General features: G+C 70.9%; 17 protein-coding genes and 1 pseudogene. 9 read left to right on the forward strand and 9 right to left on the reverse strand.

Translation table 11 applies throughout. The annotated features are described in order from the left end of the window. Window positions 1–9 precede the first annotated feature (9 nt). From D456_RS0112585 to D456_RS0112595, 3 genes are read right to left on the reverse strand one after another with little or no spacing between them, the layout of a single operon-like run. On the reverse strand, window positions 10–825 hold the full coding sequence (locus tag D456_RS0112585; protein ID WP_026115806.1) for an ABC transporter ATP-binding protein: 816 nt from the start codon (window positions 823–825) through the stop codon (window positions 10–12). Window positions 826–841: 16 nt separating this feature from the next. Beyond that, on the reverse strand, window positions 842–1,933 hold the full coding sequence (locus D456_RS0112590; protein WP_017576536.1) for a FecCD family ABC transporter permease: 1,092 nt from the start codon (window positions 1,931–1,933) through the stop codon (window positions 842–844). Beyond that, entirely contained in the window at window positions 1,930–2,964 is a 1,035-nt protein-coding gene (locus D456_RS0112595) for a FecCD family ABC transporter permease (RefSeq protein WP_017576537.1), read from the reverse strand. Before D456_RS0112595 ends, D456_RS0112590 begins: the two co-directional genes overlap by 4 nt. Before the next feature lie 152 nt (window positions 2,965–3,116). Between D456_RS0112595 and D456_RS0112600 the strand changes: the two genes are divergently transcribed. Further along, on the forward strand, window positions 3,117–4,121 hold the full coding sequence (locus D456_RS0112600; protein ID WP_017576538.1) for an ABC transporter substrate-binding protein: 1,005 nt from the start codon (window positions 3,117–3,119) through the stop codon (window positions 4,119–4,121). Between the two features lie 146 nt (window positions 4,122–4,267). After that, entirely contained in the window at window positions 4,268–5,944 is a 1,677-nt protein-coding gene (locus tag D456_RS0112605; protein ID WP_017576539.1) for a putative PEP-binding protein, read from the forward strand. A 123-nt stretch (window positions 5,945–6,067) separates the two neighbouring features. On the opposite strand, the gene D456_RS0112610 is transcribed toward D456_RS0112605, so the two are convergent. Continuing rightward, window positions 6,068–6,670, reverse strand: a complete 603-nt coding sequence (locus D456_RS0112610; protein WP_017576540.1) for a TetR/AcrR family transcriptional regulator — start codon at window positions 6,668–6,670, stop codon at window positions 6,068–6,070. A gap of 141 nt (window positions 6,671–6,811) precedes the next feature. Here D456_RS0112610 and D456_RS27505 point away from each other — a divergent pair. The 3 genes and pseudogenes from D456_RS27505 to D456_RS0112620 all read left to right on the forward strand — a co-directional run. Beyond that, a pseudogene (locus D456_RS27505) lies at window positions 6,812–6,952 on the forward strand (SDR family oxidoreductase); the annotation flags it as partial. Between the two features lie 58 nt (window positions 6,953–7,010). Continuing rightward, window positions 7,011–7,562 carry an SDR family oxidoreductase gene (locus D456_RS24090; RefSeq protein WP_017576541.1) on the forward strand — a complete coding sequence of 184 codons (552 nt, stop codon included), beginning with the start codon at window positions 7,011–7,013 and terminating at the stop codon, window positions 7,560–7,562. Between the two features lie 185 nt (window positions 7,563–7,747). Continuing rightward, on the forward strand, window positions 7,748–9,349 hold the full coding sequence (locus tag D456_RS0112620; RefSeq protein ID WP_017576542.1) for a flavin-containing monooxygenase: 1,602 nt from the start codon (window positions 7,748–7,750) through the stop codon (window positions 9,347–9,349). A 90-nt stretch (window positions 9,350–9,439) separates the two neighbouring features. On the opposite strand, the gene D456_RS0112625 is transcribed toward D456_RS0112620, so the two are convergent. After that, complete coding sequence (locus D456_RS0112625; protein ID WP_017576543.1) at window positions 9,440–9,688, reverse strand: GlsB/YeaQ/YmgE family stress response membrane protein; 249 nt, start codon at window positions 9,686–9,688, stop codon at window positions 9,440–9,442. Window positions 9,689–9,878: 190 nt separating this feature from the next. Here D456_RS0112625 and D456_RS0112630 point away from each other — a divergent pair, with 190 nt between their 5' ends. Both D456_RS0112630 and D456_RS0112635 read left to right on the forward strand, forming a co-directional pair. Continuing rightward, window positions 9,879–11,138 (forward strand): hemolysin family protein, encoded by a 1,260-nt coding sequence (locus D456_RS0112630; RefSeq protein WP_017576544.1) that lies wholly within the window; start codon window positions 9,879–9,881, stop codon window positions 11,136–11,138. 41 nt (window positions 11,139–11,179) lie between these two features. Then, window positions 11,180–12,082 (forward strand): NAD-dependent protein deacetylase, encoded by a 903-nt coding sequence (locus tag D456_RS0112635; protein WP_017576545.1) that lies wholly within the window; start codon window positions 11,180–11,182, stop codon window positions 12,080–12,082. Here D456_RS0112635 and D456_RS0112640 read toward each other — a convergent pair. Continuing rightward, a complete protein-coding gene (locus D456_RS0112640; RefSeq protein WP_017576546.1) occupies window positions 12,013–12,834 on the reverse strand; it encodes an SDR family oxidoreductase in 822 nt (273 codons plus the stop codon). The genes D456_RS0112635 and D456_RS0112640 overlap by 70 nt on opposite strands. 493 nt (window positions 12,835–13,327) lie before the next feature. Between D456_RS0112640 and D456_RS0112655 the strand changes: the two genes are divergently transcribed. Beyond that, a complete protein-coding gene (locus tag D456_RS0112655; RefSeq protein ID WP_152442557.1) occupies window positions 13,328–13,690 on the forward strand; it encodes a hypothetical protein in 363 nt (120 codons plus the stop codon). Window positions 13,691–14,065: 375 nt separating this feature from the next. Then, a complete protein-coding gene (locus D456_RS25640) occupies window positions 14,066–14,941 on the forward strand; it encodes a VWA domain-containing protein (RefSeq protein WP_204366776.1) in 876 nt (291 codons plus the stop codon). Between the two features lie 156 nt (window positions 14,942–15,097). Here the strand turns inward: D456_RS25640 and D456_RS0112665 are convergent, their stop codons facing one another. From D456_RS0112665 to D456_RS24100, 3 genes are all read right to left on the reverse strand, one after another. Further along, entirely contained in the window at window positions 15,098–15,730 is a 633-nt protein-coding gene (locus D456_RS0112665) for a hypothetical protein (protein ID WP_017576550.1), read from the reverse strand. 44 nt (window positions 15,731–15,774) lie between these two features. Further along, on the reverse strand, window positions 15,775–16,983 hold the full coding sequence (locus tag D456_RS0112670; protein ID WP_017576551.1) for an AAA family ATPase: 1,209 nt from the start codon (window positions 16,981–16,983) through the stop codon (window positions 15,775–15,777). A 214-nt stretch (window positions 16,984–17,197) separates the two neighbouring features. Then, complete coding sequence (locus D456_RS24100) at window positions 17,198–17,590, reverse strand: hypothetical protein (protein ID WP_040699220.1); 393 nt, start codon at window positions 17,588–17,590, stop codon at window positions 17,198–17,200. Between the last annotated feature and the right edge of the window lie 10 nt (window positions 17,591–17,600).

Genomic DNA, 17,600 nt, shown 5'->3' on the forward strand with positions numbered 1-17,600 from the left:
CCCTGGCTCTCAGGCGCGCTGGGGGCGGCGGTCGACCGGGACGATCATCGGGGTCTCGGTCTCGGGGTCGGGCACCACCCGCACCGGCAGACCGAAGACCTCCTCCACCAGTCCGGCGGTGACGACCTCCGAGGGTGCGCCCTGGGCGACGATCGCGCCGTCCTTCATCACCACCAGGTGGGTGGCGTAGCGGGCGGCGTGGTTGAGGTCGTGCAGGACAGCCACGAGGGTGTGCCCGCGGTTGTGGTGCAGGTCGGCGCACAGGTCGAGCACGTCCATCTGGTGGGCGATGTCGAGGTAGGTGGTGGGCTCGTCCAGTAGCAGCAGCGGGGTCTGCTGGGCCAGGACCATCGCCAGCCACACACGCTGGCGCTGCCCGCCGGAGAGTTCGTCGACGGAACGGTCGGCCAGGTCGGTGACCCCGGTGGCTTCCATGGCGTCGGCGAGCACGGCCTCGTCCTCGGCCGACCACTGCCGCAGGAACCCCTGGTGGGGGTAGCGGCCGCGGGAGATCAGATCGGCCACGCCGATGCCTTCGGGGGCCACCGAGCTCTGCGGCAACAACCCCAGCCGGCGGGCGACCTCCTTGGCCGGGTAGGTGTCGATGGCCTTGCCGTCCAGGTGCACCTGCCCGTCCGCGGGTTTCAGGGTGCGGGAGAGGGCGCGCAGCAGGGTGGACTTGCCGCAGGCGTTGGGACCGACGATGACGGTGAAGGAGCTGTCGGGGATGGAGACCCCGAGGTCCCGGGAGATGACGCGCTGGTCGTAGGCCAGGGTCAGGCCGTGGCCGTTGAGACGGGTGTCGTCGTGGCCGGTAGTGCTCATGTGTCCCTCGATGTGCTCAGGCACGGCCGCCGCGCCATTCGGTGTACAGAAGCCAGATGAGGTAGGTGCCGCCGATGACGGCTGTGACCACTCCCACGGGGAGCTGCGTGGGCGCCAGGGCCCGCATGGCCACCAGGTCGGCGACCACGAGCAGTGTCGCACCCATGGCGGCCGCGCCCGCCAGGGTGGTCCCGCCCGAACGGGTCAGTCGGCGCGCCAGTTGGGGTGCGGCCAGGGCGACGAAACCGATGGGGCCTGCCACGGCGATGGCGGCGCCGGTCAGGGCGCTGGCCGTGGCGAAGGCGATGATCTGGGTTCCGCGGGTGTCCACGCCCAGGCCGCGTGCGGTGTCCTCGCCCAGTTCCATGAAGCGCAGGCGCCGGCCGAGGGCGAACAGTACCCCGCCCAGCAGGACGAACGCGGCCCACACGGCCACGACCTCGGCCCAGCCGCGGCCGTTGAGGCTGCCGATCATCCAGATCTGGGCGCCCAGGGCGTCGGTGAGTTCGGCGCGGGTCATGAGGTAGTCGCGTACCGAGGAGAGCATGGCGCTGATGCCGATACCGACCAGGACGAGCCGGTAGCCCTGCACCCCGTTCTTCATGGCGAGCAGGTAGACGGCGGCTGCGGTGGCCAGGCCGCCGACGACCGCGCCCAGGGAGATCCCGAGGCGGCCGGCCCCGAAGACGAGGATGACGGCGACGGCGCCGGAGGCGGCGCCGGAGGTGAAACCGATGATGTCGGGGCTGCCCAGGGCGTTGCGCGAGAGGCTCTGGAAGACAGCTCCGGCCACGCCCAACGCGGCCCCCACGCCGACCGCTGTCAGGGCGCGGGGCAGGCGGGTGCCTTGGACGAAGAACACGTCGAGGTGCTCGCCGTACCCCAGGATCGCTCCGGGTACGGCTGCCAGGGGCACTTCGTAGTCGCCGACCGAGACCGACACCGCCAGGGTGAGGACACCGGTCAGTGCGAGTACGAGACAGACCACGAGGGTGCGGGGCCGGGCCAGGAAGGACAGGCGCCCCTGCAGCGGCCGTACGGGAACCGTGCCGCGCGGGGTCCGGCGGGGCCGGTCGGAGCCGCGCCGCGGGGTCAGGGTCTTGTTCACAGCTGGGCCATCCTTCTGCTGCGGACCAGGGCGATGAACACGGGGGCACCGACGATCGCGGTGATGATGCCGACCTCGAGTTCCGCGCCGGGAACGACGAGGCGGCCGATGATGTCGGAGGCGCTCAGCAGGATCGCCCCGAGCACGGCCGAGTAGGGCAGGAGCCAGCGCTGGTCGGGCCCGGTGACGACACGTGCCATGTGCGGGATGACCAGGCCCACGAACCAGATCGGTCCGGCTGCGGCGGTGGCGGCGCCGCACAGCAGGATGATGCCGAGCGCGGTCAGGGCGCGCACGAGGGGGATACGCGCGCCGAGGGAGGCGGCGAGTTCGTCCCCGAGGGCGACGGCGTTGAGGGAGGGGCCCAGGCAGAGTGCGAGGGCGACACCGGCGGCGAGGAAGGGCGCGACCTGCCAGAAGAGGTCGATGTCGCGTCCGACGAGGGAGCCGACCTGCCAGAAACGGATCCGGTCGAAGGCGAAGTCGTTGAGGACGACGATCCCGTGCACGAGCCCTTGGAGGACGGCGGCCAGGGCGGTACCGGCCAGGGCCAGGCGTACCGGGGTGGCGGCGGAGCGGCCGCGGGAACCGAGGGCGTGGACGGCGACGGCGGCCAGGGCGGCGCCGAGGAGGGCGGGCCAGACCAGGGCGGTACCGCTGAGGCCGAGGAGGACGCTGGAGAGGACCACGGCTGCGGCTGCTCCGGAGTTGATCCCGAGGATGCCGGGTTCGGCGAGCGGGTTGCGGGTCAGGGCCTGCATGAGGGCGCCGGCGAGACCGAGGGCGGCTCCGACGAAGACGCCGAGGACCGTGCGGGGCACGCGCAGGCTGCGGACGACGTCGTGGTTGTAGCCGCCGTCGTAGTGGGCGAGGGCGTTCCAGACTTCACCCGGGGCGATGGCCTTGGAGCCCACGGAGATGCTCAGGAGTACGCATGCGGCGAGGGCGCCGGTGGCGATGAGCAGGCCGGTGGGGCGGGCCAGGCGTCGGGCGCGTGTGGAGGGAGGGAGGGTGGGAGCGCGCAGGGTCACGTGCGTCCCCCGTTCGTGTTCGCATCGATGGAAGGTGAGGCTTGCCTTACTATGGCTCGAAACGCCATCGTAGGGCACGTCGGATCGAACCTGATATCCGACTTATCAGGCCAGGCTTACCTTACCAATCCTCCACGCGAAGGATCCGATCGATGCCGTTGCCTCTCCGAACTCTCCACCCCGTCCCCGTCCTCGGCCTGGGGCTCCTCCTGGCCGCCGGATGCTCCACCGGCGGTGAGGGGCCCGGCGCCCCCGAAGGCGGGTCCCGCACCGTGGAGGCCGCCAACGGGACGGTGGAGGTCCCCGCAGAACCGGAGAACGTGGCGGTGCTGTGGCGGCCCACCCTGGCCGCCGCCACCCAGCTCGGCCACGACGTCGTCGCGACCATGGGCACACCGGGTGAGAGCGGGCAGGGGCTGGAACCGTTCCTGCCGCCCGACGCCGATGGCGACGAGTTCGATGTGGTGACCAACTCCCCCTCCGAGGAGGACATCAACATCGGGGAGCTGGCCAGTGCCGGGCCCGACCTCATCATCGGTGTGCAGACCCAGCTCGGTACCCAGGCCGAGATGCTGGAGGACCTGGAACAGATCGCCCCCACCGTGCTCCTGGAGTGGGAGGGCACCGGTTCCTGGCGCAGCCACCTGGACCAGGTCGCCGAGGTCCTGGACGAACAGGAGCGCGCCGAGGAAGCCGTGAGCGAGTACGAGGAGGCGGTCGCGCGGGCACGGGAGGAGTTGTCCGAGGCCGGCACCGACCCGGCCGGGACCGAACTGTCACTGGTGCGGTTGCAGAACGAGAGCGAGATCCGCCTGGAGACCCCGTCCTCCTTCCCCGGCCAGGTGGTGGACGATCTCGGTTTCACCCGCCCCGACGAGCAGGTCGACCCCGAGGGCGGGACCGACTTCGTGCCGCGCAGTTACGAGAACCTCGGGTCCGCCGATGGCGATGCCGTCTTCGTCCTCACCGGCTCGGGCTACCCGGAGGCGCCCGAGGCCTTCTCCGAGGGGGTCTGGGCCAACCTGTCGGCGGTACAGGAAGAACAGGTCTTCCACGGCGACCACGACGTGTGGGGCGCGGCCTCCTACTACGCGGCCCACCACATCGTCGAGGAGGTCACCGCCGCGCTCACCGGTGAGACCGAACCCGCGGTCTGAGCACGGCCCTGCGCGGCCCAGCCGCTGGATCCGGGCCCGGCTTTGCCCCGGCACCGGCAGCAAGGCCTCCGGGACATCTGTCGCCGGACCGGGTAACGCCCCTATGGTCGGGGGGTCTGTGAACCGCCGGAGAACACGGAGACACCATGGCGACCGGTCCGCTCCCCCACCCCAGTCCACTACTGCGCGGGCTCGGGGTGAGTCCCGGTACCGCTGCCGGGCCGACCGTGCGCATCACCGAACGCGCACCCGTACCCGCCGCCGGACCGGCCCCCTCCGACCCCGCGGCCGTAGCGGCCCGTATCGGCCCGGCGGCCGAGGCCGTGGCCCGTTCCCTGCGTGAACGCACCGCCGGCACGGAGGAGGCCGCAGCGGTGTTGGCGGCCACCGCCGAGATCGCCACCGACCCGTCACTGATCTCCAAGGCCGAGACGCTCGTGACCGAGGGCCGCCTTCCGGCCGAGCGTGCCGTGCACGACGCCGCCGAGGCGTTCGCCGAGATGCTGAGCGCCGCGGGCGGGCTGATGGCCGAACGGGTGCGCGACGTCCGCGACGTACGCGACCGGATCGTGGCCGAGCTGAGCGGCACCGTCCCTCCCGGGGTCCCCGACCTGGACCGGCCGTGTGTGCTCCTGGCCCGGGACCTGTCACCGGCCGACACCGCCGACCTGGATCCCTCGCTCGTGTTGGCTCTGGCCACGGAGGAGGGCGGCCCGACCGGGCACACGGCCGTGCTGGCCCGGGCGATGGGCATCCCGGCCGTGGTCGCGGTCCGCGGCCTGCTGGAGCACGCGGCCCCGGGCGCGGTCGTGGACGGAACGTCCGGGGAGGTGGCGCTGCACGCCGAGGCCGTGGCCGCGCGGCCCGCCGCGGCGGCCGGGGTGTCCTGGGACGGGAAGGGGCGCACACGTGACGGCCGTCCGGTTCCGGTCATGGCCAACGTGGGTTCGCCCGCCGATTCCCGGGCCGCGGTGGAGGGCGGTGCGCAGGGGGTCGGCCTGTTCCGGACCGAGTTCTGTTTCCTGGATGCTGCGGCCGAGCCCTCCGAGGCCACCCAGCGCGAGGCCTACCGTTCGGTGCTGGAACCGCTCGCTGGTCTGCCTGTGGTGGTGCGCACGCTGGATGCCGGCGCAGACAAACCCCTGCCGTTCCTGTCGATGGGTGAGGAGCCCAATCCGGCGTTGGGCGTACGCGGGCTGCGGGTGGCTTTCGACCGCCCCGCTCTGCTGGAGCGCCAACTGTCCGCGATCGTCGGCGCTGCCGCCGACACCGGTGCGCGGGTGAGTGCGATGGCGCCGATGGTGGCCACCGCCGAGGAGGCGCACTGGTTCGCCGAACGGGCCCGCGCGGCCGGGGTGGAGCGGGTCGGGGTCATGGTCGAGACCCCTGCGGCCGCTTTGGCCGGCCCCGCGCTGTTCGAGGCGGTGGATTTCGTGAGTGTGGGCACCAACGACCTGGCCCAGTACACTTTCGCGGCCGACCGTCTCAGTGGTGCGTTGGCCGAGTTGAACGACCCCTGGCAGCCGGCGTTGTTGCGGCTGGTGGCGACGCTGGCACGCGAGGGAGGGAGCCACGGCGTTCCGGTCGGGGTGTGCGGTGAGGCCGCTGCGGATCCGCGCCTGGCCGGTGTGCTGGCCGGTCTCGGGGTCAGCAGCCTGTCGGTGTCGACTGCCGCGCTGGCACCGGTGGGTTCGGAACTGGCCGTCCACACGTGGGAGGCCTACGGGCGGGCCGCGCGGGCGGCACTGGCGTCCGGTTCGGCGCGGGGGGCGCGGGAGGCTGCGGCCCGGGCACTGGCCGAGGAGGGGACGCAGGCTCCGTAGGGTCCGCCGGGTTCGGGGGGTTGGTCCCCGTCCTGGCCCGGGTGCCTCTCGGGTGCGCGGGTTTCCCGTGCGCACGGGTGTGGCGTGGGGGCTCTCCCGGGTGGCCTCCGCCCGTTCCGGGGGTCAGGCGGGGTGGCCGACGGCGCCGGCGAAGTGTTGGGCCACCGCTGTGCTGAGTTCCTCCGGCGTGCCTTCGCACCCACGGCGCAACCAGTCGGTGATGACCCCCATCAGTGCGCCGGACAGCAGGGCGGCGGCGGGGTCGTGCGGAACCTCGTCCGGATCGTCGGCGTGGGTGGGGGCGGTGGTTCCCACCCTGTTGACGTGCACGGCGACGTTGATGCGCCGCAGCAGGTGGTCGATGACCCGTGCGCTGCCCTCGGGCCCGAGCAGGGCCCGGTAGAGGTCGGCGTGTTCACCGATGTGTGCGAACACCGCGGTGAGTTCCTCGTGTCCGCGCTCCGGGTCGGTCTCTCCTGCGAGGTGGAAGACCGGGGTGGCGTCGACGAGTTCGTCGAACATCTGGGTGCACGCGAAGGCCGCCACGTCGTGCACGTCCGTGTAGTGCTCGTAGAACGTCGTGCGGTGCACACGGGCGCGGCGGGTCACGTCGGAGACGGAGAGGGCGGACAGGTCGCGTTCGGCCACGAGTTCGAGCAGAGCGCGTTCCATGGCCTCGCGGGAACGTCGTTTGCGCGGGTCCGGGTACGTGGTGGTTCGTGACACACGACCAGGCTAAGGCAGCTGCGGCCTCCTGCCTCCGTTGCATCCCACCCTTAAACTACACATGTCGAATAATATGCCGGAATGCATCGGGGGCACCCCTTGAGAACGAGCGACGTCGCCGTGGTCATCGGGGCCGGCGGCATGGGCCGGGCCATCGCGCAGCGCATCGGGGGTGAGGCCCGTCTGCTGCTGGCCGACCACTCCCCGGAGGTGTTGGCGGCCTGCGTCGAGCAGCTCCGCGGAGAGGGTCACGAGGTCACGACCCGCCCCGTGGACGTGGCCTCGCGTGCGTCGGTGGCCGAGCTGGCCGGGGCGGGCGGAGCTCGGCGAGGTCCGGTGGATGGCACACACCGCCGGTCTATCACCGGTCCAGGTCCCGGCCGAGCGGATCCTGGCCGTGGACCTGCTCGGGGTCGCTCTGGTCCTGGAGGAGTTCGACCGCGTCATGGCCCCGGGCGGGTCCGGGGTGGTCATCTCCAGCATGGCCGGGCACCGGGTTCCGCCCCTGCCTGAGGGGGAGGCGTCCGCGCTGGCCACCGCCCCGGCCGAGGACCTCCTGTCGCTGCCCCTGGTCGTCGGCCGTGCCGCCACCGATCCGGGTGCGGCCTACTCGGTCGCCAAGCGGGCCAACCACCTGTGGGTCCAGGCCGCCAGCACCGTCTGGGGCGAGCGGGGCGCCAGGGTCGACAACATCAGCCCCGGTGTCGTCTCCACCTCCATGGGCCGCGGTGAGCTCGACAGCGAGCACGGTGCGTCGATGCGGGCGGTGGTCGGAGCCTCCAACGCCGGGCGCCTGGGCACGCCCACCGACATCGCGGTGGCCGCCGAGTACCTGCTCGGCTCCGCCTCGAGTTTCGTGTCCGGAACGGACCTGCTGGTCGACGGGGTGTGACCGCCGCGGTCGCCCGGGCTGACCGGTTCCGCGAACCCGGCCATGGCCCGTTCCCGCCGCGGTCCGGGGGCAACCCGAAGGGAGCGGCACCGGAATCCGCTTGTAGGGTGCCGTCGCCGGAGCGGTACCGTGATGCCGCCCAGCGCCGAGAACCCTGCCCCTCCCAGGCCCGAAAGGACGCCCCCGTGTCCCACACCTCCCGCCTCGACGCTGTCGTCGTCGGCGCCGGTTTCGCAGGTATGTACGCCCTCCACCGCCTGCGGGACCGCCTCGGTCTCCACGTCCGGGCCCTGGAGGCCGGCCGCGGTGTGGGCGGCACCTGGTACTGGAACCGTTATCCGGGCGCGCGCTGCGACTCCGAGTCCCTGTACTACTCCTACTCCTTCGACGAGGACCTGCAGTCGGACTGGACCTGGAGCGAGCGTTACGCCGGACAGCCGGAGATCCTCGCCTACGCCGAACACGTCGCCGAGCGTTTCGACCTGTACCGCGACATCATCTTCGGCACCCGGGTGGAGAGCGCGGCTTTCGATGGGGACTCCGGCACCTGGCAGGTCTGCACCGACGACGGGGAACGGATCGAGACCCGTTACCTGGTGACGGCCGTGGGGTGCCTGTCCGCTCCCCAGAGCCCGAACCTGTCCGGCGCGCAGGACTTCACCGGACGGATCCTGCACACCTCACGCTGGCCCGAGGAGGGCGTGGACCTGGACGGCAAGCGGGTCGTGGTCGTGGGCACCGGCTCCACGGGCATCCAGCTCACGCCCGAAGTGGCGCAGCGGGCCGCCCACACGACGGTGCTGCAGCGCACCGCCAATTTCGCGATCCCGTCCCGCAACCGCCCCTACGCCGAGGGCGAGTTCGAGGCGCTTCGCGCCGAGTACCCACGGCACCGCAAGGAGGCCCTGGCCTCGGTTGGCGGGTTCCCGCTCCCGGCCGCCCCGGAGAGCGCGGAGGGTCTGGACGAGCAGCAGCGCCGGGCCGAGATGGACCAACGGTGGCGTGACGGCGGCCTGGTGTTCCTCGGCGCGTTCGCAGACGCACTGTTCAACCGCACCAGCAACGAGGCCATGTCCGAGTACGTGCGCGAACGCATCCGCGAGACCGTCCAGGACCCCGCGACGGCCGAGCTGCTGTGCCCCGACGACCACCCCATCGGCAGCAAGCGCATCTGTGTGGAGTCGGGGTACCACGCCGCGTTCAACCGCGACGACGTCAGCCTGGTGTCGGTGCGCGAGAACCCCGTGGAAGGTTTCACCCGGTCCGGGATCGTGGCCGGCGGCACCGAGTACCCGGCCGACGTGGTCGTCATGGCCACCGGGTTCGACGCGATGACCGGCCCCTACCTGCGCATGGACCTGCGGGGACGCGGCGGTGTGCGGTTGGCCGACCGTTGGGAGCAGGGGCCCCGTACCTACCTGGGGGTGGCCACGGCCGGGTTCCCGAACCTGTTCATGCTGACCGGCCCGGGCAGCCCCTCGGTGCTGGGCAACGTGATGGTCTCCATCGAGCAGCACGTGGAATGGGTGTCCGACTACATCGCCCACCTGGAGGCCGAGGGTGTGCGCACGACCGAGCCCGAGGCGTCCGCGGAGCAGGAGTGGACCGACCACGTGGCCGAGGTCGCCTCCTTCACCTTCTACCCGGAGGGCAGCTCCTGGTACATGGGTGACAACACCCCCGGCAAACCCCGGACGTTCATGCCCTACGCCGCGGGGATGGACGTGTACCGGCAGCGGTGCGCCGAGATCGCCGAGCAGGGGTACCCGGGTTTCGCCCACGCCTGAGGACCTCCGGCCGTGACACGCACACGGCGCCGCCCGGGGTCCCGGGCAGCGCCGTGGCCGTTCGTGCCGGGCCTCTCGGGGCGGCCCGGTTCAGCGCCGGGAGTAGGCGCCGTCGATGAGCAGGACACCAGCCGCCGCAACCAGGACCTGTACCGCGAGCACGAAGATCCACATCGACGTGAACAGTCCCGCGATCGCACTGCCGACGAAGGCCGCCACGATACCGATCACGATCGTCAGCCAGATCGGCAGGTGCTGCTTGCCCGGGACTGCCAAGCGGCCCAGAGCGCCGATGATCAGACCCACGACTAGTGCGCTGATGATCCCGCTGATACTCATCCGGAAGATCTCCTCCGTTCGTGCTGCCTTGCGTCCCAGCCCTCCCCGAGGAGCGCCCACTCATGCGGAGGGTGTCCGACAACACAGGGATTCGGCGTCCTGAAGGACTCAACCTGAGGAAAGTGTGACTGGCGGGAATCGGGGGATGACCCCTGGCGTTCGAACCCGGACACGATCTCGGGGGTCACCGATGGGGGGCTACGAGACGCAGATCGTCCTCGTACTGGTCCTGGTCGTACTGAACGCACTCTTCGCCGGCAGCGAGATCGCCCTGATCACGTTACGGGAGGGCCAACTCAAGCAGCTGGCGGAGAGCGGTCCCGGCGGCCGGGCGGCTGTGCGCCTGGCCCGTGACCCCAACCGGTTCCTCGCCACGATCCAGATCGGTATCACTCTCGCCGGGTTCCTGGCCTCGGCGACCGCAGCGGTGGCGCTGGCCCAGCCCCTGATCGAGCCGTTGGGCTTCCTGGGGCAGTACGCCGCACCGGTCGCGGTCGTGGGTGTGACGGTTCTGTTGAGTTTCATGACCCTGGTCCTGGGCGAACTCGCCCCCAAACGCATCGCCATGCAGCGCGCCGAGGGGTGGGCGAGGCTGGTGGCACGGCCCCTGGACCTGATCGCGGCCCTGTCACGCCCTGCGGTGTGGCTGCTGGGGGTGTCCACGGACCTGGTGGTGCGGCTCGCGGGTGTGGACCCGAACGCGAGCCGGGAGGAGGTCTCCGAGGAGGAACTCCGGGAGATGATCTCCGACCAGCGCGACATCAGCCCCGAGCAGCGCACGATCCTGTCCGGGGCCTTCGACATCGGTGACCGGAGGCTGCGGCACGTGCTCGTTCCGCGCAGGGAGATGGACACGGTGCCCTCCGGGGCCAGCGTCGATCAGGCGTTGCGGATGCTGGCCGAGCGCGGGCACTCGCGCGCTCCGGTGGTCAGCGCCGACGGAATGGACGAGGTCGTGGGCATCACACACTGGGCGGACCTGGTCGGAGCCACGGGCTGGGTGTGGGAGAGCTTGCGCGAGCCCTTGTTGCTGCCGGACTCGCTTTCGGTGTCGCGGGCACTGCGCCGACTGACCGCGCAGCGCCGGCAGATGGCGGTGGTCATCAGCGAGAACGGCGACGTCGCCGGGATCGTCTCGTTGGAGGACCTCCTGGAGGAGGTGGTCGGCGAGATCTACGACGAGACCGACCGCGAACCGGGCCCGTCGCGCCTACCGAACGGCACGCTGCGCCTTCCCGGTACCTATCCTGTCCACGACCTGCCGGACCTGGGGGTGGAGCTGACCGAGCGGCCCGCGGGCGCCTACATCACGGTCGCCGGCCTGGTGCTGCTCCTGCTGGGTGAGATCCCTTCGGGGCCCGGCGCGAGTGTGACGGTCGGCGGGTGGACCTTCACCGTGACCGCTGCCGACGGGCGTGTGGTCTCGGAGGTGCTGCTCTCCCCCTCTTAGCCCACCCATGCGCGGTCGGCACGGGCACGTACCCTCGAATCGTGACCGAAACGCTCCACGCCGACGACCCGACGGCCACCGCCGAGCGCGTGCGCGCCATCCTCGGCGACGGTCCCGTACTCGCGCTGACCGGGGCGGGGGTGTCCACCGACTCCGGGATCCCGGACTACCGCGGCCCCGGCTCCCCGCCACGCAACCCGATGACCTACCAACAGTTCGTGGGAGATGCCGCCTTCCGCCGCCACTACTGGGCCCGCAACCATGTGGGTTGGCGGCACATGGAACGTACCGAGTGCAACGACGGGCACCGTGCGCTCGCGGACCTCGAGGCGGCCGGGTTCGTCTCGGCGGTGGTGACCCAGAACGTCGACACCCTGCACGAGGCCGCTGGCAGCCGCCGCGTCGTCGACCTGCACGGGCGCTACGACCGGGTGATCTGCCTCGGGTGCCGTGAGATCACGGCGCGCAGCAGCCTCGACGTGCGGTTGGCGGAGCTGAACCCGGATTTCTCGGTGACGGTGGAGGACATCGAGCTCGCCCCGGACGCCGACGCGGCGTTGTCCTCCACCGAGGGTTTCCTGGTCGCTGACTGCACCGGGTGTGGGGGCATACTCAAGCCCGACATCGTCTATTTCGGGGAGAACGTGCCCAAGCCGCGGGTCGAGGAGGTCTACGCCCTGGTGGAGGAAGCAGCGGGGCTCCTGGTCGCGGGTTCGTCGTTGACGGTCTTCTCCGGGCGCCGTTTCGTCAAGCGGGCCGCCCAGCAGGGCAAGCCCGTGGTGATCCTGAACCGGGGCGCGACCAGGTGTGACGACCTGGCCGCGCTCACCGTCGACGCGGGATGTTCGCAGGTGCTGCGCGCTCTGGCGGGTTCTTACGCCGACCCCGCCTTGATGGAGGCGACCACGCCTCCGTCGACGAGGACGTCGGTGCCCGAGACGTAGCCGGCTTCGGGCCCGAGCAGGAAGGCCACCACGGCGGCGACGTCGTCGGCGGTGCCCAGGCGCGGTACGGCGGCCCCGTCGACCATCGCGCGCGCCGGCCCCTGGGGGTCCTCGAGTTCAGGCCTGCTCATGCGGGTGGAGACGACGCCGGGGCTGACGGAGTTGAGGCGGGCCCCGCGCGCGCCCCACTTCAGGGCCTCGGCCTGCACCCGGAGTTGGTTGCCGCGCTTGGCGTACCCGTAGGCGGTGTGGCCTTCGGCGAGCCGGTCGGTGGAGGCGGAGGGCAGGTCGGCCAATTCCTCGGCGGGTGTGGTGGCCAGTTCCCTGGCTTCTCCGTCGGTGAGCTGCCCGGCGTAGAGGCTGCCGACCATGCTGGCCACGACGACCCCGGCGCCTCCGGGCGCGATGACGTCCCGGAAAGCTTCCAGGACCAGGGCGACGCCGACGAGGTCCACTGCGAGGACACGCTGTACCGAGCCCTGGTTGGGGGAGAGCCCGGCGGTGTGGACGATGCGGGTGACGGGGCCGAGTCCGGCGGCGGCGCGGGCGAGGGCGTCGACGGATTCGGGGGAGGCGACGTCGACGCCGTGGGGGGTGACTTCGTACCCTTCGCCGTGCAGGCGTGTGCGGGTCTCGGCGAGGATGCCTTCGTCGAGGTCGGCGAGGAGTACGTGGGAGCCTGAGCCGACCCTGCGGACCGTGGCCATCCCCATGTCCCCTGCACCGATGACGACCAGTACTTCCCGTGTCATGTGGTTCTCCCCCTCGTGCCCATTTCGCCGTCCCGACCGATCCTATGCCTCATATCGGTCGGACGAACGTGCACGGAAGACCCCCGTACCGGTTCAGCCCTCGCGTTCACGAAGCTCGGAGAGGACCCGGTGGTAGGGCCCGACCGAGGTCGTCCCTCCGCCCACCGCCAGTTCGGTACCGGACACGTATCGCGGGGCGAGCGTGGACCTGTCGGCACTCGAGCCCGACACCCCGGAACCCTTCGGTCGGGCCGTGATCGAATCCGCCGGGCTCATCGCCGACGGGGCCGGCTCCCACTGACCGCCGGGGGCGGCACCGCGTGCATCGGACGTCCCCGAAGACCCGGCCGATGCTTCCGCAACGAACGTGTGCATCCCCCGCTCACGGAAAAGGCGCGCGGGTGGGGACGGCACGGTCCAGGATGTTTCGGAGCGTCTGCTGGGGCAGTTCCTAGGGGTGGAGGACGAACTCGACACCATGGAGGCGGACGGGATGAACGACAAGTCGGACGAGGGGTCCGGACGTGGGGACGGAGGCTCCCACATGTCCGGAGGCGAGCACATGTCGGGCGGCGGCCACATGGCCGGGGGTTCCCACATGTCGGGAGGGGGGCAGATGTCCGGCAGCGGCCCTCTGTCCGGTGGTGCCGCCGAGGGTTCCGACGGTGTGGTCCCGGCTTACGGCGGCTCCTCGGACGAGGGGGCTCCGCGGTCCCGGAATATCGACGCCCCCGAGGCCGGACCCGCGGAACCGAGGGCGGTCTCCGGTACGGGTTTCAAGGGCGTGTGGCCGATGCTCACGGTGCTGGTTGCGTTGGTGGCGGGTGTGGCCATCGGTTACGCCATCGGGGGATGAGCGTTCCGTGCCCCTGCTCGCGGGTGTGGACCGGGCCGTCTTCGCCGCGGCATTGACCGGACGGCTCCGGGAACGCGGTGTGCGGGTCGACCTCTCCGCGGCCCAGTTCCTCTCCCGGGCTCTGGCCTCGCACACCCCGCGCACGACTGGGCGCCTGCACTGGAGCGCCCGTGTCTGCCTGGTGCGGCGCGTCGACGGGCTGCCCGCCTTCGACGCGGTCTTCGAGGAGGTCTTCGGCGACGCGGCCCCGTCCAGGAGCCCCGGCGGGCCCCGTCCTCGGTCCGTACCAGGCACCGTGCCCGGTCCGCGTCCGAGGGCGCGGGCCGTGGCACCACGGTCGCCCCTGGCACCGGCGAGGCAGGCGAGGGCCGGGCCGTGCGGGGGCGCGGCCGCGCGCCCCTGCCCTGGGCCACACCGGCCGCCCCGTCGGAGCCCTCGTCCCCGGCCCACGTGGCACTGTCGGCCACCGAGCGTGAGGCGTTGGCCGGCGAACCCTTCGAGACCCTGTCCGAGGACCAGGTGGCGCAGATCGGCGCGTGGCTCGCCGAGAGTCTGCCCCGCATGCCGCGGCGGCGGCCCCGGCGCCGGCGTCCCGGTCGCTGCGGGGACCGTGTTGCCCTGCGTGCCACCCTCGCGCGGGCCCGGCGCACCGAGTGGGAACTCGTCCAGGAGGAGCGGGTCCGCCGGCCCAGGAGGCTCGTGGTGCTGTGCGACGTGAGCGAGTCGGTGCGCACGCAGTCCGCCGCCCGCATGCACCTCATGCGCGCACTCGTGCGCTCCTCCGCCCGGGCGGAGGCCTTCGCCTTCGCCACCCGCCTGACCCGTCTCACCCCGGTCCTGGCGCACAGCGATGTGGACGCGGCGTTGGAACGCGCCGGCGAGACCGTGGCCGACCGGTTCGGCGGGACCCGGATCGCCGCGAGCGTGCACGAACTCCTCACCTCCCGCCACGGGGCGTCGGTGCGGGGCGCGGTCGTGCTCGTGCTCTCCGACGGCTGGGACAGCGGGTCCCCGGAGCGGATAGCCGCGGTCATGGCCCGGTTGCGCCGGCGCGCGCACCGGGTGGTGTGGGCCAACCCGCGTGCGGCGGCGCCGGGCTTCGAGCCCCGCGCCGCAGGTATGGCGGCGGCGCTGCCCCACTGCGACGAGTTCCTGCCCGCGCACAGTTTCGCCGCCCTGCGGGACGTGATCGCGGCGGTGGCCGACACGGCCTCGCCGGGCCCGCGCGGGCGACGCGAGGCTTCCCGGTGATTTCACCGGCTTCATCCCTGTTTCAACACGATCGTCCCCGGGCGTAGAGAGACGGTCGCTTCGCTGTGCCGCCCGGGGCGGTGTGCCGTCAGGTCAGGGCCGGGACCCGGGCACCCCTCGTGTCCGCAGCCGACGGACTGGGGCTGGACGGCCCCCTCACCCTCGAAGGTGTTCCCGACCGCAGAGCTCGACGTCGTGCCAGAACCGTGTCCAGGAGCTGTTGCTGCCCTGGACCGCACCCAGGTGTCTGCCGTCGACGACGGCACGAAAGACGGCGGGCGCATCGGATTCGGTGTACCGACGCCCCTTGGCCTTGGAGACCTCACGCATGAGGAGGCCCTTGGGGTCGGCAAAACGACCGGTGTCCCTGCCCACGTACTTGGTGGGGAGCTTCCACGTCTTCACCACTGTGGGCAGCGCCTCCGGAAAGAGCAGCATCCACGCTTCCATCTCGGCGACCGCCAGGACATAGTGTCCGTTGTCCGTCTGATGATGGATCTCCTGCTCCACCCGCCGGTGGGCTTCCACGTAGGCCGGACCGTCGACGGCATCGAAGTCCTCGTGCACGTAGAGACAAGCCACTCGGGTTCCCGGCCCCTGTTTCTCAGCGACACCCTTGGCCTTGTTGATGATCGAGCGGACCCTCTTGGCGAGGTTCTCCCCTGTGGCCTTGTGGAGGCGGACGGTATCGCGGATCTGCACGATACTGCCGCGCAGAGCAGGATGTTTCTCCTCAAGGAGGGTCTTCAGACTTTCCCGGTCGTTGCTGTCCTCACCCGCGATCACCACGACGGAGCGGTCTCGGCCCTTACGTCGTGATTGGTGCCGACCACTCACAGATCACCGCCCAGAGCTCCGGAGAACCACAGCTCGCCCAGGGGAAGGTCCTCGCTCCGCTCCACGATGGCTTCCAGCCGCTCTTGGGTGACCGCTGGTATCCGGGACGCCCCGTCACTGTCGCGTTCACAGACGACGAGTTCCTCCGGCCTGAGTCTGTCGGCGAGGGCCGGCGAGTGGGTCGCGATGAGGAACTGGGTGCGTTCGCTCGCTTCACGAATGCGTTCCACGAGCAATTCCAACGCTTGGGGGTGGAGCCCGTGGTCGATCTCCTCGATACAAGTCAGCGCGGGAGGGTTCGAGTCGTACAGAAGCGCGAGGAGTCCGAGGAGCCGGATCGTTCCGAACGAGGCATCCGCCAATTCGGTGGGTACCCGGAGGCCGGTCTCCCGGAGAACCACGATGATTTCGCGCCCGGCACCAGAAGGGAACTCGAAGTCGATTCCGTCGAGGTGCGGCAGAACCTCTCTCGCGTCGTCGACCAGACGCTGCCACGAGTCCGGGTCGTTCCTACTGAGGGTGAACAGGAAAAAAGCGAGGTTCGAGGCATCTGCCTCGAGCGTGGCTCCCCTGGGTGCATGAGAGGGGACACGCGAGGGAAAACGGGCCGAGGACACATCCACGTCGAACACACGGAACGAGGCCAGCCCTTCGGCGAGGGTGGCGACCTCACTGCCGCCGGCGTCATCACTCAACCGCGGCAAGGTGGACAGGCCACTGCTGAACTTCTGTAGACCGATCGAGTGTACGTCTTCGTTCTGGCCTCGCCGTGTGTCCTCGACACGGGCTTCCTTTCCCTGGATGGTGATGCGCCGCCCGCGTCCCTTGACCCGTTTGAACTGGAAGCTCTCCTGCCGGGAAAGAGCGAATTCGCCCTCTCTCTTGCGTCGTTTGATCTCGAGTTCGTACTCGTCGAGTGCGTTGGAGCTGCTGTGCTTGGTCCAGGTCGCTTCGATACGGATCCGGATGAACCCCGGAGTCCGGGTACCGCCGCGAAACGCCGTGTTCTCGAAACCATTGCGTGCTGCGAGTGCGGGCTCGATATCGGTCTGGATGATGTCGGCCAGGAAGCGGAAGACGTCCAACACGTTGGTCTTGCCCGCTCCGTTGGGTCCGACCAGCACGGTGAGTGGGCCGAGCGGAACACTGACATCACGCAGACTGCGGAAGTTCTGCACTTGGAGTCTCAACAAACGCTTGTCCATAGCTCCCAGCGTTCCGTCTCGTCTTGCGCCCGGATCGACGCTGCCGGACCTCCGCGTACATGCGGAGCGGGTCACGGCCGTTGTGTCCGCGCACATGTGGCGCCCTTGCGCCACGAACTATAACCGTCCCATCGCCGACACGGCCTTCCCCGCCCACCACAGGACGTGTTCCCTCGGATCCGATGGTGGGCGGGATCGCACCGACAGGCGGTACTCAGGTCAGGGCCGGGACCCGGCTGTCGGCCGCCTTCTCGGTCCACAGGCGGAAGGCGGGCGGATCGGTGTGCGGCCACAGCTTCAGCAGCAGGGCGTCGACGTCGGGGGCCTCCTCCAGCCCGGCAGGGGTGGCGACCCAGAACGATTGGGTGTTTTCGCCCCACCAGATGATGAGGTGCCGATACTGGCGCTGGACCTGCGCGGCCTGGGCATGTTCGCGGGAGTACTCGGAGCGGTGCCCACCCAGACGGGGCAGGCGCTGAGCGCGGCGCCGACGGCAGGAGGGGTGATCGCACACCGTGCACGCGGGGCCCACCAGGGCAGGCCGGTGCGGGAGGCTGCGGTACAGCGGATCGCTAGAGGGCCGCGGGGAGGGGATAGGGTTCTGCATCAGATCCTCT

Source organism: Nocardiopsis kunsanensis DSM 44524 (assembly GCF_000340965.1).
Taxonomy (GTDB): Bacteria; Actinomycetota; Actinomycetes; order Streptosporangiales; family Streptosporangiaceae; genus Nocardiopsis; species Nocardiopsis kunsanensis.